Origin of the sequence: Stutzerimonas stutzeri (assembly GCF_018138085.1) — a bacterium.
Classification (GTDB): domain Bacteria; phylum Pseudomonadota; class Gammaproteobacteria; order Pseudomonadales; family Pseudomonadaceae; genus Stutzerimonas; species Stutzerimonas stutzeri_AI.
The window spans coordinates 3,484,887-3,501,378 of sequence record NZ_CP073105.1 but is presented as its reverse complement, the minus strand read 5'-3'; the positions used below and the strand labels follow the sequence as shown (position 1 = coordinate 3,501,378).

Annotated in this window: 9 protein-coding genes; 4 read left to right on the top strand and 5 right to left on the bottom strand. The window is 61.0% G+C overall.

Going from position 1 to position 16,492, the window contains the following annotated elements:
- Positions 1 to 14 precede the first annotated feature (14 nt).
- From KCX70_RS16135 to KCX70_RS16125, 3 genes are all read right to left on the bottom strand, one after another.
- Positions 15 to 407, bottom strand: coding sequence for a VOC family protein (locus tag KCX70_RS16135; protein WP_021207406.1), 393 nt, complete (start codon positions 405 to 407; stop codon positions 15 to 17).
- 162 nt (positions 408 to 569) lie between these two features.
- Complete coding sequence (locus KCX70_RS16130; protein ID WP_212618137.1) at positions 570 to 2,030, bottom strand: MBL fold metallo-hydrolase RNA specificity domain-containing protein; 1,461 nt, start codon at positions 2,028 to 2,030, stop codon at positions 570 to 572.
- Positions 2,031 to 2,360: 330 nt separating this feature from the next.
- Complete coding sequence (locus tag KCX70_RS16125; protein ID WP_212620365.1) at positions 2,361 to 2,858, bottom strand: hypothetical protein; 498 nt, start codon at positions 2,856 to 2,858, stop codon at positions 2,361 to 2,363.
- 587 nt (positions 2,859 to 3,445) lie between these two features.
- On the opposite strand from KCX70_RS16125, the gene KCX70_RS16120 reads away from it, so the two are divergent.
- Together KCX70_RS16120 and KCX70_RS16115 are read left to right on the top strand one after the other, a co-directional pair.
- Positions 3,446 to 5,299, top strand: coding sequence for an NACHT domain-containing protein (locus tag KCX70_RS16120; protein WP_212618136.1), 1,854 nt, complete (start codon positions 3,446 to 3,448; stop codon positions 5,297 to 5,299).
- 772 nt (positions 5,300 to 6,071) lie between these two features.
- Positions 6,072 to 7,985: a sigma-54-dependent Fis family transcriptional regulator gene (locus tag KCX70_RS16115; protein ID WP_212618135.1), complete on the top strand. Its 1,914-nt coding sequence runs from the start codon at positions 6,072 to 6,074 to the stop codon at positions 7,983 to 7,985.
- Positions 7,986 to 8,084: 99 nt separating this feature from the next.
- Here the strand turns inward: KCX70_RS16115 and aldA are convergent, their stop codons facing one another.
- Together aldA and KCX70_RS16105 are read right to left on the bottom strand one after the other, a co-directional pair.
- Positions 8,085 to 9,521 (bottom strand): aldehyde dehydrogenase, encoded by a 1,437-nt coding sequence (aldA, locus tag KCX70_RS16110; protein ID WP_212618134.1) that lies wholly within the window; start codon positions 9,519 to 9,521, stop codon positions 8,085 to 8,087.
- Positions 9,522 to 9,537: 16 nt separating this feature from the next.
- The gene (locus KCX70_RS16105; protein WP_212618133.1) at positions 9,538 to 11,694 is read right to left on the bottom strand and encodes a PQQ-dependent dehydrogenase, methanol/ethanol family; all 2,157 of its coding nucleotides are present in this window, start codon (positions 11,692 to 11,694) and stop codon (positions 9,538 to 9,540) included.
- Between the two features lie 541 nt (positions 11,695 to 12,235).
- On the opposite strand from KCX70_RS16105, the gene KCX70_RS16100 reads away from it, so the two are divergent.
- On the top strand, positions 12,236 to 14,239 hold the full coding sequence (locus KCX70_RS16100) for a TonB-dependent receptor family protein (RefSeq protein ID WP_212618132.1): 2,004 nt from the start codon (positions 12,236 to 12,238) through the stop codon (positions 14,237 to 14,239).
- 304 nt (positions 14,240 to 14,543) lie between these two features.
- Positions 14,544 to 16,490: a DNA topoisomerase III gene (locus tag KCX70_RS16095; protein ID WP_212620364.1), complete on the top strand. Its 1,947-nt coding sequence runs from the start codon at positions 14,544 to 14,546 to the stop codon at positions 16,488 to 16,490.
- Positions 16,491 to 16,492: the final 2 nt, after the last annotated feature.

Here is a 16,492-nt window from a genome sequence, read left to right as displayed (position 1 = left end):
CGCTCAGTGGGCGGTTATGGCGCGCGGTAGATCGCGCACAGCTTGTTGCCGTCCGGGTCGCGGACGTAGCCCAGGTGCATCGCGCCGAGGCTGCTTTCGCGCAGGCCCGGTGGATCCTCGCAGGTGGTGCCGCCATGGGCGACCGCGACGTCGTGAAATGCCTGGACCTGCTCGGGCGAGTTGCATTTGAAGCCAATCGTGCCGCCATTGGCGACCGTTGCCGGTTCGCCGTTGATGGGCTCGGTGACGCCGAAGAGGCTGCCGTCGTGCCGGTAGAAGAGGCGGGTGTGCCCGGTGGGGCCCGTGTTGCGGATCGGCTCGCCTGCGCCGAGCAGGCCGAGCACGGCGTCGTAGAACCGCTTCGACCGTTCAAGATCATTCGAACCGACCATTACATGGTTGAGCATGGAGGCCTCGCTAGGGGGATTGTGCGCTGATGGAGCACGCACTCTAGCACCGGCACGCAGCGCAGGCGCGACGCCGTAGCGGCCCGCGAGCGGGTCGTTCAGCGCCGTCCCGCATCGCTTCGTGCGCGCGCCCGCGATCGATGGGCGGGCCTTGGGTCGTCATCAGGGAATGCTGATATCTCCGGCCTTTCCGGCGTCCCGGTAGCGCGCCCGCAGCACTTCAGCCAATTGTTGCTTGGCCGGGTCTTCGCCGTGGATGAGGCGGATTTGCTTCGGCCATTGCTTCATCCGGGTGACGAAGCCGACCAGGTCCGCCTGGTCAGCGTGGGCGGAATAGCCACCGACGCTGTCGATCCCGGCGCTGATGTCGATGCGCTGCCCGTCCAGATCGACGAAACCGCCGTCCGGCCCGTGCGTCTGGATATCCCGCCCCGGCGTGCCCTTGCCCTGATAGCCGATGAACACCACGTTGTGGCGCGGGTCGCCCAGCATCGCCTTCAGGTAGTTGACGATGCGCCCGCCCGAACACATGCCGTTGCCCGCGATGACAATCGCGGGGCGCGCGGTCTGGGTAAGGTGTTCGACAATGCGCATGTGCTCGTCATGGCTGTCGACGGTGATGAGCTGCTTGAAGGAGAGCGGCTTGCGGCCTTCGCCCAGGCGCTCGCGCGCGTCTTCGTCCCAGAACGCCTGCAGCTCCTTGTAGGTGCTGGTGAAGCGGCTGGCCAGAGGCGAGTCGAGGATGATCGGGATATGCGGCCAGTCGATATCCGGGTCGCCTTCCTTCGCCTGCCGTGCGGATGCGTTGGGCGTGTCGCTGGCTGGCGCCGACTCGCTTCGCTCATGGAGGATCTCCTCCAGCTCGTACAGCAGCTCCTGGGTGCGGCCAATGCTGAACGACGGAATCAGCACCGTGCCCTCGTCGACCAGCGCCCGCTCGATGGCTGCCTGCAGCCGCTCGCGGCGGTGCGCGCGGTCTTCGTGGCGACGGTCGCCGTAGGTGCTTTCCAGGATCAGCAGGTCCGCGCGCTCGGGCGGCACCAGATCAGGTAGCAGCGGTGAATGCGGAGCGCCCAGATCGCCGCTGAACACCACCCGCTCGGCATCGACATCGCCATCGACGGCGCGCAGCTCCAGCTCGACATAAGCCGAACCCAGCACATGCCCGGCCGGCTGCAAGCGCACCTGACAGCTACCGCTCTCCGTCTCGTTCAGCGTGAACCAATGGCCGTAGGGCAGGGCGATGATGCGCTGCTCGACCACCTTGAGGTAACGCTCCAATTGATCCTGATCGCGGCTGATGGACAGGCGAAAGGCGTCCTCCAGCACGATCGGCAACAACCGGGCCGACGGCTCGCTGCACAGGATCGGCCCGCTGAACCCCGCCGCCAGCAGGTTCGGAATCCGCCCCACGTGATCGATATGCACGTGGGTCACGATCAATGCCTTGATGCCCTCGATGGAGAAATCCAGAGCCAGCTCATCGTCGTCCGGCCCCGCGTCCTGCCCCTGAAACTGCCCGCAATCGATCAATACGCTGGAACTGTCATCCATCCAGAACTGATGGCACGACCCGGTGACGCCTTCACGCGCGCCGTGATGGATGAGTTTCGGATACTTCATCAGGCTTCCTTCACCAGCGGTATGCCCCGAAAACGAATTGGGGCAGGGGAAGAAAGTGGCAGGTGCCGCTTTCGCTAATGAGGTATTGGGCCGACGGCGGGGTTGAAGAGTTTCCGGCAGGCGCCGAGCGGTACGGGTTCTGATGGATGCGGTTGGCTGTGCTCCATGCACAGCCCCGCCGTGATCTTGCCGGTGCCTAACGCTGCATCGGCAACATTGCAAAGACGATCAGGACGAAGGCCGGTGTGAATCGCATCGATCACCGGCCCAAGCTCGGTAAAGGCTATGCCGGCGTCGGGGAACGGTGGGGTAGAGGGGCGGCGAGTGCGGCTAGCCGGGTTTTGCCGAAGTACGGCGAGCGTGCTTCTTCTGCAAGCTCACTGACGCTTCGTTGTAGGCGCTCTGGAAGGTTTCGCTGCCGACCCAACTCAATGCCGTGTCTTCGTCTTCGCCGTGAAACAACCCGCGATAGACGATCAGCAAGCCCATCATGAAGTCGACGGCAGGTTCTTCCGCTTCCTCTGCGACCACCAGCTCCAGCACCGGGTATTGCAGGAACACCAAGCACATCGCCAGCAGACTGATGCCTTCAGCGGCTCTCATCGCCTGGAACAGATCGTCAAAGTGCGCCGGGTCGAAACCGTTCTCTTCAATGTCCTTGAAGTCGAAGGTGCTCAGGTCAATCTCGACATCGTCGAACGGCTCATCGATCAGCGGATTGGCCAGCAACGGATGCAGGACATTGGCCTTGGCCTTACCCGAACGGTTCTGCTTGGCCTTGACCTTAGCCCGCTGGGCGCGCTTTTGCTGTTTGTTCGGGGACGCCATCGCGGTGAGTTCCTCGTTCGATACAGCCATCTTCATGGCCCAGAGTCATTGGACGCGAATTGTAGTCAGTCTGGGGCAGGTTCGTCGGGTTAGGGGAGGAGTGGAGCGTCAGTTATCGGCCAATAGCAGCCTGTCGTGATAGGCAGCTACCCACCCCAAGCGGACCCACGGAGCAATAACATTCCCGTCATCTACGCTATCACGCACGGAGCTGAAAGCGAGGTTAGGAATGACAGTCAGCCGTAGAGATGATCTCGCCTGTTCGATCCTGCTGATCACTTCCGTTCCCCTTTACGCCAGCATGGGTGCCGACCCGCTGTACAAAGGTATTGGGTACCTCATCGCAGTACCCGTTATGGCGCTTGGTGCAGTTAAGCAGGGATGGAGGGGGGAGGTGGTCAGGACTGGATTGAGAAAGACAAGATTCAGTAGGGTTGGTAGCATTCAGCCATTAATTGTCATTGCATAAGGATGTGAGTAAAGCGGCAGCGGTCTGACCGATAAAAGTTATTGAACGAATTGGGTTTTCGGAGGGTGTTAATTCCATTCGCCTTCTTTGTATCTAAATTAAAAAGGAATTGAGATTAATGGAGCCTGTAGCTGTAGGTTTGTCAGTGGTAAATGCATCGGGCGCACCAAAGAAAATTATTGAAAGTACAATTGTGTCGGATGTATTTGATTCTTTGGTGACGAAGTACAAGTTGTCGTCATTCTCTGGGTTTAAGGATAAGTATCTTAAGCTCTGCTCTGGGAATTTATTAATAAAAACGATTGTATCTCCGGACAATTCGGTTCATGTGGATGAGATTTATGTGCCGCTGGAGCTTTCGGGTCACTCTAGAATTGAAGTTGAAAATGGGACTACGCTTGATAATTCAAGTCGAGCGTCTCTAATCGTCGGTCTTGCTGGTCAGGGTAAGTCGACCATTTTGAGGAAGTTGCTGTCTAATAATATAGCAAAAATCAGCAGGCTTCCCTTTTTTTATGAGTTGAAGAATTATAACGGTGGAGAGATAGAGGTTGCGATCTCAAGGAATCTATCCAGTCAAGGGATTGAGTTTAGCCCTGGTGGGCTAAAGAAAATATTCAACGATAGCAATGTAAGGCTTTTCCTTGATGCTTTTGATGAGTGCCCCTCTGATCATAAAGCTGCATTATATGCAGAGCTTGACAAGCTCGTAAGAAAGTATAATTGCAATATTATCTGTACAACTCGTCCTGATACTGAGCTTGATGCATTGGTAGGTGTGGATGTCTATAGAGTTGAGTTTTTAAAAGAAAGGCAAATACAATCGATCATTCACAAGACTTGCAATGATCAGGATAAGGCGGAAGAGTTATGCAGCGCTTTAGAGCGAAGTGAATTTCATAAAGATAGTGATAGTGTTTTAAGGTCTCCTATTCTGGTTGTTCTTTTTTGCACAAGCTACAATCTGGGGATATCGATTCCCGAATCGTTATCTCAGTTTTATAAAAATATATTCGACACGGTCTTTTTAAAGCACGACAATTTAAAGGGTGGCGTTTCTCGTTCGCGATACTGGAATGATGATAGAAGTATATATCGCAATGTGTTTGATTATTTTTGTTTTATCTCTCAAAGAAAGTCCCTTGCTAGCTTTAGTTTTTCAGAGTTGGCAGGTTTGATATCCGATACGCTCAGTTATTTGAGTAAAGAGCCATCCTCTGCTGACGTTATCGCTACAGAGTTGATACAAATAACCAACCTATTAATCAAAGATGGTTATGACGAGTATAAGTTTATTCATAAGTCTATCCAGGAATTCTACTGTGCTTCTTTTTTGGCTGCCGGCCTAGATACTGAGAAGAAAAAAGGATTCTATAGAAAGTGTGCGGAGGAGTTGGGTTTTTATAGCGTTTTCTCGAATACCTTGTTATTCATGAAAGAAATTGATTCTTTTGACTATCTGGCGTTCTATATCGCTCCTGCGGTAAGTAAGATGCTGGGCCTGGATATGAAGGTGATTGGTGATGAGTTTGTAGTTGGTCAAGATTTGATTGATGAGTATGCTGCTTCGATAGTTTATATTGTTAATTATGAGGAGGGCTTTGATAAGCGGGGTGGTGCAACGATATCTGCGGAAATGTTTCCTGCGAAAGTTAGTTCTGTTGTGAAGAATACATTCTTACATAAATTGTTTTTAACTGCTAGTGAGTTTTTGCAGGGGAAGTACCCGTCAGTTCTGACCATGAAAGCCATTTCTGCTCAATCTAAAGATTTGGGTGATGGTCTTTATGAGATGGATTTGAAGGCAATATGTCCATTTCTTGAAATTACAGCAGCTGACATTGAAAATAGCTTGATGTTGTCACTTGGTGTGTTGTATCGGCGGGAGTATAATTTGGCTATTGAACATGTCAATAATAGAGTTGCTCAAGTTACAAGGCAGGGATATTTGGACTTTGGTTTAGAAGGCTGAGTGTATGTGGGGTACCCAGGTCGCTGTCCCCATCATCAGGTAGCGGGAAAGCCTCGAACAGTGCCAATAGGTTGGGAAAGCGGCACTGGTTTAGAGATACTTCTACGCTTCAGATGGAAGCTTGACCTGTCGATACTCAGGTGTAAATTTCAATTTTTCCTTTAGGTATCTGAGATATCGCTCGTCCTCAGGGGGAATCCCGCTATAGCAAGCTGATCTTAATTGAGCAGTTAATTCGCTCTGAAGCATATGCAGCTCCTTCCACCGGAAGTCGCCTCAGGCAAGAAAAATTGATAACAACGGAAGTTATTGGCCGAAAGCGGGCAAGGAGGACTTTTTAGAAGTAGTCTAGCAGGCCTCCATTGGAGCTTGGAGGCTTCTACGAAACTAGGGGCGATTCATTGCAAGCTCGCGTTGCGAAGCTCTTTGATAAGTGCATCTTGACTATCAAATTCCTCCCTTTGAGCATCTTTAAATCCGCCACGATAGTGCCTTCTCCAGTCATTGATTCGATTTCCGATGGTGTTCTGTAAGGAAGTAACAAGTTATGTCCGGCAGCTTTTGGCCGATAGCTGCCCTTTCCCAGCGAAACAACATGCAAACTACCCAGCGCCGCAAAGCCCAACCAACGGGCTTGTCCCCTTGAATACCCCAACTCGGCAAGCGGTCAGCCCGGTCTGGAGTGGCCGTGCTAGGCTTGGTCTTGGCTGTTTCCACGGCCGATACGAACAATTATGCATGGCCCGACTCGGCGCCTTGTTTGGAGTCCCGCATGATCGCGCGTCCGCCATCAGAGCTTCCAACCGATCTCTCTGCATTCGTTGCCACGCACTTCGCCGGGCGAGGATCTAACCCGGATCGGTTGATTGCCGAATCCTGGTACCGCAGCGTCCACGAGCATGGGCTCGATCCGGCTCAAGCTGCCGCCCATGTTCAGCTCGAGCATCACGAGATCCGTCTGCATCAAGAGGAGCATCATGACTTTCTGGCCATTGCGAGCCAGGGCGTGGAAGGGTTGTCGCGGCGTCTGAACCCTGCGGGGTTTGCGGTGCTGCTCAGTGATCGCCGCGGTATCACGCTCGATGCGCGGTTGCCCGGGCAGCACAGTCCCTACGCGGACTCGGGGCTGGTGGTCGGCAGTTGCTGGGACGAGTCGCTGGTGGGGACCAACGGCATCGGTACGGGGTTGGCCGCGGGCCAGCCGCTGATCATCCACCGGGACGAGCACTTTCTCAGCAGCAACGCCATGTTGAGTTGCTCGGTGGCGCCGCTGTTCGATCCCCAGGGGGCGTTGCTGGGGTGTCTCAATGCCTCGTGCCTCAACAGTGGCGGGCCGAAGCAGGCGCAATATCTGACGCTTCAGCTGGTAAGCCTGTATGCACGGCTCATCGAAAACGCCAGCTTCCGCCAGCGCTATGCCAGTTGCGCCATGCTGACCCTGGGCGGCGATGCCGGTGACCTGGGCAACGAGCGGTTGCTGGCGCTCGATGTGGCGGGCCGGATCCTCGGTGCCAATCGCGCGGCTTTTCTGGCCGCCGGCCGCGGAAGCGCGCTGCTGGGGGAGGCGGTTCAGGACGTCCTGTCGATGTCACTGGATGAGCTGATAACCCTGACCCAGGGTGGCCAGCGCAGCGCATCGTTACGGCTGGCCGGTGGACCGGCGCTGGAGGTCACGCTGCGTATGCCGGCTGCCGCCCCGCCGCGCGCCCGGAACGAGCGCGGCTTGAGGGTCGTTCCGGCAGAGCCGACGCTTGAGCAGTTGGCCGGGGAAGACTCAGACCTGCAACGCTCGGTCCAGAAGCTGCGGCGTGTGCTCGATCGCGATATTTCGCTGTTGCTGACGGGCGAGACGGGCACCGGCAAGGAAGCCTTTGCGCGGGCGATCCATCAGGCCAGCGTGCGCGCCAAGGGGCCCTTCGTTGCGCTCAATTGCGCGGCGATTCCGGAGTCGCTGATCGAGAGCGAGCTGTTCGGCTATCGCGCCGGGACCTTTACCGGCGCCAGCCGTCAGGGGATGAAGGGCAAGCTGGAACAGGCCAACGGCGGGACGCTGTTTCTCGACGAGATCGGCGATATGCCGGCGCACCTGCAGACGCGGTTGTTGCGTGTGCTGGCCGAGCGGGAGCTGGTGCCGCTGGGCGCCGCAACGCCGGTGTCGCTGAATGTGCAGCTGGTGTGCGCGACGCACCGCGACCTGCCGGCGATGGTGGCTGCGGGCCAGTTTCGTGAAGACCTGTATTACCGGCTCAATGGCTTGACGGTCAGGCTGCCCGCCTTGCGCGACCGGGCGGATCGCGTGGGGCTTATCCGTCGCGTTCTGCAACGTGAGGCCGGGGATGAGCCTGTCGAGCTGACTGCCGAGGCGATGGAGCGCCTGGTCGCTTATGGTTGGCCCGGCAACGTGCGCCAGCTGATCAACGTGCTGCGCTGTGCCGTCGCGCTGGCTGACGATGGGGTGATCGGTCTCGATTGCCTGCCGCCGGAGGTCATGGCCGTGCCTGCGGAACGCCGGTCAGTGGCGCAATCGCTGGGGACCACCCGAGACGCTGCCGAAGCGGCCCATTTGCAAGCGACACTGGAGCAGCATGGCGGCAACGTCACGTCGGCCGCTCGTTCCCTCGGCATCAACCGCGCCACCTTATATCGCAAGCTGCATCGTTACGGACTAGCCGCGCTGCGCAAGTGATGATTGGCAGACGACTCGAAGTTTTCGGTGGGCTGGACGTTCGCTTGGCTGAATAACAAGAACCCCGCCGGGGCGGGGTTCTTGGTCACCTCAAGTCACTCAGCTCTGCACGTACACCGCATGAGTATGGGTGTACTCGTACAGCCCGTGCTTGCCGTCCGCACCGCCGATGCCGGACTTGCGCACCCCGGCGTGGTAGCCCTGCATCGCCTCGAAGTTCTCGCGGTTGATGTAGGTCTCGCCGAAGTCCAGGCCAGCGGCCGCCTTCATCGCAGTCGAGAGATCGCGTGTATAGATCGAGGAGGTCAGGCCGTATTCGCAGTCGTTGGCCAGGGCGATGGCTTCGTCCAGGTCGTCGATGATCTGCACCGGCAGCACCGGGCCGAAGACTTCCTTGCGCATGATTTCCATGTCGTGCGAACAGTTGGCGAGCAGTGTCGGCTGGTAGTGGAAGCCTTTGCCCAGATCCGCGACGGCGCCTCCTGTAACGAGCTGCGCGCCCTGGCTCTGCGCGGTGCGCACCATCTGTTCGACCTTGCGCAGCCCGGCCTCGTTGATCAGCGGGCCCATCTCCACATCCGCCTGGGCGATCGGGTCGCCATAGCGCGTTTCGGCCAGGGCGCCGGCGATGCGTTCGATGAACTGCTCCGCGACGCCGCGCTGCACATAGACGCGTTCGGCGCAGTTGCAGACCTGCCCGGTGTTGATGATCCGAGACGCGCGGATGGCGGAGACGGCGAGGTCCAGGTCCGCGTCGTTCATGACGATGGCCGGGGCCTTGCCGCCAAGTTCCAGGTTGAGCTTGGTAACGTTCTGCGCCGCGGCGGCCATGATCCGCTGCCCGGTGCCGACGCTGCCGGTAAAGCTGATCATGTCGATCTTGTCGCTGGTGGTCAGCGCGCTGCCGACGCCCGCTCCGCTGCCGCAGACCACGTTGAACACGCCCTTGGGCAGGTCGGTCTCGGCTACCAGTTTTGCGAACTCGAAGCAGTTGTTCGGCGTCTCCTCGCTGGGCTTGATGACGATGGTGTTGCCGGTCACCAGTGCTGGCGCCATCTTCCGGGCGATCAGGAAGAAGGGGAAGTTCCACGGCAGGATCCCCGCGACCACACCCAGCGGCTTGCGGAACAGGAAGATGTTTTCGCCCGGACGGTCACTGGTGATGATCTCGCCCTCGATGCGCCGCGCCCACTCGGCCATGTAGTCGAGGTAATCGGCGGTGAAGTTGACTTCCACCAGCGCCAGGCTCTGGATCTTGCCGCCTTCCTCGGTGATGACGCGGGCCAGGAGCTCGGCGTTCTGGCGGATCTTGCTGGCGATAGCGCGCAGGTGCCCGGCGCGCTCGACGGCGGGCTTCAGGCTCCAGCCTTTCTGCGCAGCGCGGGCGGCCGCGATGGCGCGTTCGGCGGTGGCTGCGTCGGATTCGGGCACGCGGGAAAGCACCGCGCCGGTGGCCGGGTTGCGCACCTCGATGAGGTTGTCGCAGGCGACGAAGGCGCCGTCGATGTAGTTCTGGTAGGTGGTTGCGTCAGTCATATCGATCTCCTGAGGGTCAGTTGCTGGCCGTTTTCTGGGTCGGCTGTGGCAGGTCGTCCGGGCCGTGTTCCAGACGGTCGTGGGCACGCTTGATCAGGTATTGATGGATTTGGCCCATCTGCTCCATGTCGAAGGCCTCTGCGAACGACGGCATGCCATCCGGAATGCGCGCGCCGTGGAGGATGCCGAGGAACTGCTTATGCTTTTCCGGGGTGAGCATGCGCAGGTCCGGCAACACGCCGCCGCTGACCGCGTGGATGCCGTGGCACTGCGAGCAGTAGCCGTCGTAGAGCTTGGCGCCCGCTTCGACGGTGGCGGCATCGGCAGTCAATGGTGGTGGCTTGGGTGCATCTTCACGCGGGGCCGGTTCCTGCAATTCGGCCGTGCCGCCGAGCTTGTAGGTGAGCACTTGGGCGTAGGGCTGTACGCCGGCGCGCAGCGACAGGGCGCCGGCAAAGGTGGAGAAGGCACCGCCCCAGCCCGCCATGAAGGTAACGTACTGCTCGCCGTCCACGCTGTAGGTGATGGGCGCGGCCATCACGCCGCTGGCGGCCGGCTGCTCCCAGAGCTTCTTGCCAGTGTCGGCGGCATAGGCGATGACGCGGCCGTCGGCGCTGCCTTCGAACACCAGATTGCCGGCGGTGCTCAAGGTGCCGCCGTTGAAGATGGTGACGTAGGGTACTTCCCACGCCTGCTGCTGCTTGACCGGATCCCAGGCGATCAGCTTGCCGGACCAGGTGTCGGCGTACTTGCCGAGGCCTTCCGGGTCCTCGGGCATCATTCCGGTCTTCAGGCCCAGCTGGTACATGCTCTTGAACTTGTTGCGAGCGGGCGCATCCGGCACGTGCTCGTACCAGGCCGACATGATGTGCGCCGGGATGTAGACCAGCCCGGTGTTCGGGTTGTAGGACATCGGGTGCCAGTCATGCGCGCCCCAGAAGCCAGGCTGGACCAGCTTGGCCTTCTTCTCGCCCTTCCAGTAGGCAGCCGCCTCGTCGTCGACGATGGGGCGGCCGGTCTTCAGATCGACGCCCTTGGCCCAGTTGATCGGCACGATGTTCTCGGCCGAGAGCAGCTCGCCGGTGGCGCGGTCGATGACGTAGAAGAAGCCGTTCTTCGGCGCCTGCATCAGCACCTTGTGCTGTTTGCCCTTGATCTCCAAGTCAGCCAGGATCATGTGCTGGGTGGCGGTGTAGTCCCAGGCATCGCCCGGCGTGGTCTGGTAGTGCCAGACGTACTCGCCGGTGTCGGCGTTGACCGCGACGATGGAGGACAGGAACAGGTTGTCGCCCTTGCCCTCGCTGCGCCAGGTCGGGTCCCACAGCGAGCCGTTGCCGACGCCGATGTAGAGCAGGTTCAGCTCCGGGTCGTAGGCGAAGGAGTCCCAGGCAGTACCGCCGCCGCCCTGTTCGACGAAGGCGCGGCCGTGCCAGGTCTTCTTAGCGATCTCCATGCCCTTGCCTTCGGCAGGCTTGTCCGGATCACCCGGCACGGTGAAGAAGCGCCAGGCCTGATCACCGGTTTCGGCATCGTAGGCGGTGACATAGCCGCGCACGCCGAATTCGGCACCGCCGTTGCCGATCACCACCTTGCCGCTCACGACCCGTGGTGCACCGGTGATGGAGTAGCTGCGTTCCTTGTCGTAGCGGGTATCCACCGACCAGACGCGCTCGCCGGTCTTGGCGTCGATGGCTTCGAGGCGGCCATCGAGCACACCGACGTAGACCTTGCCCTTCCACACGGCAACGCCGCGGTTGATCGCATCGCAGCAGGCCTCACCCGCGCGGGAACGGTCGGACTTGGGGTCGTACTTCCATATTTCCTTGCCGGTGCGTGCGTCCAGCGCGTAGACGATGGAGAACGGCCCGGTGGTGTACATGACGCCATCGACCACGATGGGCGTGGCTTCGACGCCGCGGTCGATGTCGAGCTTGTAGCTCCAGGCCAGCCCGAGTTCGTCGACGTTGGCGTCGGTGATCTTCTTCAGTGGACTGAAGCGCTGCTCGCCGTAGTCGCGGCCGTGGCTCATCCAGTTGCCGGGTTCGGCGTCGGCATTGGCGATGCGCTTGCCATCGACTTCAGCGGCGTGCAACGGCAGGGACAGTAGGGCAGCAAGGCTGGCGCCAAGCAGGGCGGCGGGCCGTCGGCCCGAACAGGGATCGAATTGATTCATAGCGTGCTCTCTCTTGTTATTGGTCTGGCCGCCCCGTGGGGCAGGTCTTTCTGGGAGAGCAACCGCTGTGCCAGCCGTTCCGATTTGGCTGCAAAGCCTGGTATGGCGCGGCCTCGGGCGGTCACGTGTCGCCGCGGCTGAAGCGGCCTGTCGCAGCCGGACCGTTGCACGGCTGCGACAGCTGTCGCGTCGCTGCGACAGGGAAGCGGTGCCAGCAGGCCTGGCGATAGCAGGCAGGATTTAGAGACGGCGATGCAGAACGGCCTGCCAAGGCAGCAGAACTGGCGGCCGGCGGATTATTTCGGACCCAAACGGCGATCGGTGATGTCTCAAGGCTCGCTTGGCATGTGCGTTGCGTTGATGACGAGCAGGCTTATGCAGGTTTTCCGCACCAGATCCGTTCTGTAGTTTTAAAAACCGCTCCGGTTCGGCCTGCGCCAAGGCTGCCTAATCGCTTCCTCTCGGTCAGCGCTCTCGAGCGGCTTGCCCGGCAGCAGCGGTTGGCGGAAGTAACGTCACTCCACAACAACAAGGCTCAACCATGTATCGACTTTTTCTTGCCGGATCGCTCTCGTTGGCAACCGGACCCTTGCTCGCACAGACGAGCGAACCGCTCACGCTCGACCCTCTGTGGGTGAGTTCGCCCCGGGCGGAATCCGACTGGTTTACCTTGCCGATGGCGGTGTCCGCCGTGTCGGCGCAGGACCGGCCGGGTGAGCAGCTGCTCACCCTCGACAGCTTGCTCGGGCCTGTTCCGGGCGCGCTTTCGCAGAGCCGCTACAACCTGGCGCAAGGCATGCGCTTGTCGATTCGTGGTTTCGGGTCCCGGTCCAGTTTTGGCGTTCGTGGTGTGCGGGTGCTGGTCGATGGTGTGCCCTTGACGATGCCCGATGGGCAGACCGAAATGGACGGGCTGGATACCTCGCTGGTGGAGCGCATCGAGGTGATTCGCGGCCCCTCGTCGACCATTTACGGCAATGCCGCAGGGGGCGTCCTGGCGATCGAGACGCGACAACCAGGCGACACGCCGCGCACTCAGGTCGAGGTGACCGGTGGCGAACTGGGCTACCGGCGCATGCGCGCGGAAACCAGCGGCAGCGCCGGGTCGCTGGGCGCCTTGCTCGCGGTCAACGCAACGCAGCTCGACGGCTACCGCAGCCACGGGACTGCCGAAACCAACCACCTCACCGGCAAGCTGCGTTGGCACGGGGAGGGCGGCACGCTCGGGCTCACCCTGCATGCGATCTACAACCGAGCCGAAGACCCCGGTGGCCTGACGCTGGATCAGGTCCGGGCCGATCGTTCCCAGGCGCGGCCACAGAGCCTTCAGTTCGATTCAGACGAGACCGTCGAGCAACAACGCCTTTCGCTGGTCTGGGATGGGCAGGCCGCCGGCGACGATACGTACCAGTTGCGCAGCTATTACGGCCAGCGTGAGTTCAGCAACCGTCTGCCGCTGGAGGGCGATGGCCAGACCGCCTACGACCGCTGGTTCGCCGGGGTGGGCGCGCAGCGCACCTTTCACCGTGAACTGGCGGGCCTGCCGCATCAGTTGACGGTCGGAATGGACCTGGAGAGCCAGCGCGATGAACGCTCGCGGAACGACAACCTGCCGGGCGGCATCACCGGCGCCCTGACGCAGCGCCAGCGCGAAACGGCGGACAGCCGGGGCGTGTTCATCGAGGACCAGCTGAGCCTCGGCGATGCCTGGCTGCTCACCGCTGGCGTGCGCTATGACAGCGTGCGGCTCGAAGCCAAGGACCGTTACCTGAGCGACGCTGATGATGCCTCGGGCGAACGCAACCTGGAGGACTGGAACTACAGCCTGGGGCTGAGCCGGCAACTGGACGCCCATCATGTGGCGTACATGCGTTACGCAACCTCGTTCGAGACGCCGACAATCAACGAAATGGCCAACCCAGACGGGGGCGGCTTCAATCCCTCGCTCGGTCCGGCGCAGTCGGTCAATCGCGAGATTGGCTTGAAGGGCGAGTACCCGGGATTGCGCTACGAAGCGGTGCTCTACAGCATGCGCATCGAGGACGAGCTGATCCCGGAAGGCGACGGACGAATCTTCTATACCAACGCGGGCCACTCCAGTCGCGACGGTGTCGAGCTCAGCGGGGACTGGCTAGTGGGGCGCTTCTGGCGACTGACTGGGGCCTGGAGCTACAACCGCTACCGTTACGACCAGTTCGAGGACTTCGATGGCAACCGCATCCCAGGTATTCCGAGGCAAAGTCTGTTCGCCGAGGTCAGCTATGACCGCGACGACTGGTATGCACGGGTGAACGTCAACGCCTATGACCAGCAGTACGCAGACAACGCCAACCTCGACCGCGTACCCGGCTACGCGGTAACCAATGCCCGCCTGGGCTGGCGGCTGGTGTTGGGCGATCAGCGGTGGGAGCCCTACGTCGGCATCGACAACCTGCTGGAGCGCGACTACTACGACAACCTGCGCATCAACGCTAGCTCCGGCCGCTACTACGAGCCCGCGCCAGGGCGGACGATCTATGCGGGGGCGAAGGTGACGTTTGATTGATGTGCGGTTTCTGCGATGCGCTGCGTGGGGCGCACGCGGCCGTTGCAACGGAAGCATCTCTGGCGCTCCAGCTGCACCCCCCTCGGTTGTGTCTATCCGCAGCGGCTGAGCGGCGCGGGCCAGGCAGACATCAGAACCGTGCAGCTCAGGCTAGGTTCTGCTGCTGACCGACAGGCGAAGCTGGCCCGCCGCCTTCGTCCCACCCGTTTAAGTAGTATCTGTATATCCATACAGATAAACCTTGCCTGCTGCCCCTGCGCTGCGCATGCTATCGGCCATTGCGAAGCGAACGGGTGATGACCTGATGCGGCTGTTTCTCTGCGAAAAACCTTCCCAGGCCAAGGACATCGCCCAGGTGCTCGGTGCTACGCGGCGGGGCGAGGGGTGCTGGGTGGGGGCTGGTGTCACCGTGACCTGGTGCATCGGCCACCTGCTGGAAACCGCGCCGCCGGACAGTTACGACGCGCGCTACAAGCGCTGGGTGCTGGGCGATCTGCCCATCGTCCCCGAACGCTGGAAGATGCTGGTCAAGCCCAAGACGGCGAGCCAGTACAAGGCGGTCAAGCGGCTGCTGGGTGAGGCGCAGGAGCTGGTAATCGCCACCGATGCCGACCGCGAGGGCGAGATGATCGCTCGCGAGCTGGTCGAGCATTGTCGCTATCGGGGGCCGATCCAGCGGCTGTGGCTGTCGGCGCTGGATGATGCCTCGATTCGCAAGGCGCTCGGTGCACTACGCGCGGGGGCCGAAACGTTCAATCTGTATCAATCGGCGCTGGGGCGCTCACGTGCCGACTGGCTGATCGGCATGAATATGAGCAGATTGTTCACGCTGCTCGGCCGGCAGTCCGGTTATCAGGGCGTGTTGCCGGTGGGTCGGGTGCAGACGCCAACGCTGCGCCTGGTGGTCGACCGTGATCGCAGCATCGCCGACTTCGTACCGCAGCCGTTCTGGGCCATCGAGGTACAGCTGCTGGGCGACGGCGACATGCCGTTCACCGCGCAGTGGCGCGCACCGGATGAGCACTGCGACGATCAGGGGCGTTGCCTCGACCAGGCGCTGGCGCAGCGAGCCGCCGAGGCCATGCGGGCGGCCGGCGAGGCGCAGATTCAACGGCTCAAGACCGAGCGCGTGCGTGAAGCCGCGCCGTTGCCGTTCGATCTTGGCACCCTGCAGGAGATCTGCTCGAAGAAGCTCGGCCTGGGCGCTCAGGAAACCCTGGATATTGCTCAGTCCCTATACGAAACCCACAAGCTGATCACCTATCCGCGCAGCGATTGCGGCTACCTGCCGGTGAGCCAGCACGGCGAGGCGCCGGGCATTCTGGCCGCGCTGGCGCAGGCCGATCCGTCCCTCGGTGAACTCGCGCCGCACCTCGAGCCCCGGCGCAAGTCGCGCGCCTGGAACGATGCCAAGGTAGGCGCTCACCACGGCATCATCCCGACGGCAGCGGCTCGCGCCTTCGAGCGCCTGAGCGGCAAACCGCGGGCGGTCTATGCGCTGATCCGCGCCCGCTACCTGGCGCAGTTTCTGCCCGCGCATGAGTACGACCGGACCCAGGCCGATCTCGACTGCGCCGGCCAGGCGTTGCGGGCGGTCGGTAAACAGATCGTCGAACCGGGTTGGAAACGCGCCTTGCCCGAGGCGCTGGCGGCCAGTCGCGGCCGTGAAGCGCCAATGCCGCAGACGCTGCCGGCGCTGCGTGAAGGGCAAACCTGCCCGGTTCGCGACCTGACCTTCAAGGACCTCTGGACGCAGCCACCCAAACCGTTCACCGAAGGCGACCTGATCAAGGCGATGAAGAACGTCGCCAAGCTGGTGGACGATCCCAAGCTGAAACAGAAGCTCAAGGACACCACCGGCATCGGCACCGAGGCGACGCGCGCGGGGATCATCCAGGGGCTGCTCGACCGCGGCTATCTGACCAAGCAGGGCAAGGCCTTGGCGGCGACACCGGCGGCCTTCAGCCTGATCGATGCGGTGCCGCGGGCCATCGCCGACCCCGGCACCACGGCGATCTGGGAGCAGGCGCTGGACATGGTGCAGAGCGGGGAAATGAGCCTGGAGGAATTCGTCAGCAAACAATCGGCATGGATGAGCAAGCAGGTCGAGCGCTGCAAGGGCGTACGCCTGACCATCAGTGGGCCCGCTGCTCCAGCCGGCCGCCGTGCGCCGTGGAAAAAGCGCAAGGGCACCACACGCAAAGCCGCTCCCAAGGCGCGCCGCGCTGCTAAGTCACCCAGCCCGGCGTGACG

Excerpts from the sequence above, each read along its gene's own strand:
- KCX70_RS16125 (WP_212620365.1), bottom strand. The coding sequence starts at position 2,858 with ATGGCGTCCCCGAACAAACAGCAAAAGCGCGCCCAGCGGGCTAAGGTC.
- aldA (WP_212618134.1), bottom strand. The coding sequence starts at position 9,521 with ATGACTGACGCAACCACCTACCAGAACTACATCGACGGCGCCTTCGTC.
- KCX70_RS16120 (WP_212618136.1), top strand. The coding sequence starts at position 3,446 with ATGGAGCCTGTAGCTGTAGGTTTGTCAGTGGTAAATGCATCGGGCGCA.
- KCX70_RS16095 (WP_212620364.1), top strand. The coding sequence starts at position 14,544 with ATGCGGCTGTTTCTCTGCGAAAAACCTTCCCAGGCCAAGGACATCGCC.
- KCX70_RS16100 (WP_212618132.1), top strand. The coding sequence starts at position 12,236 with ATGTATCGACTTTTTCTTGCCGGATCGCTCTCGTTGGCAACCGGACCC.
- KCX70_RS16135 (WP_021207406.1), bottom strand. The coding sequence starts at position 407 with ATGCTCAACCATGTAATGGTCGGTTCGAATGATCTTGAACGGTCGAAG.
- KCX70_RS16130 (WP_212618137.1), bottom strand. The coding sequence starts at position 2,030 with ATGAAGTATCCGAAACTCATCCATCACGGCGCGCGTGAAGGCGTCACC.
- KCX70_RS16115 (WP_212618135.1), top strand. The coding sequence starts at position 6,072 with ATGATCGCGCGTCCGCCATCAGAGCTTCCAACCGATCTCTCTGCATTC.
- KCX70_RS16105 (WP_212618133.1), bottom strand. The coding sequence starts at position 11,694 with ATGAATCAATTCGATCCCTGTTCGGGCCGACGGCCCGCCGCCCTGCTT.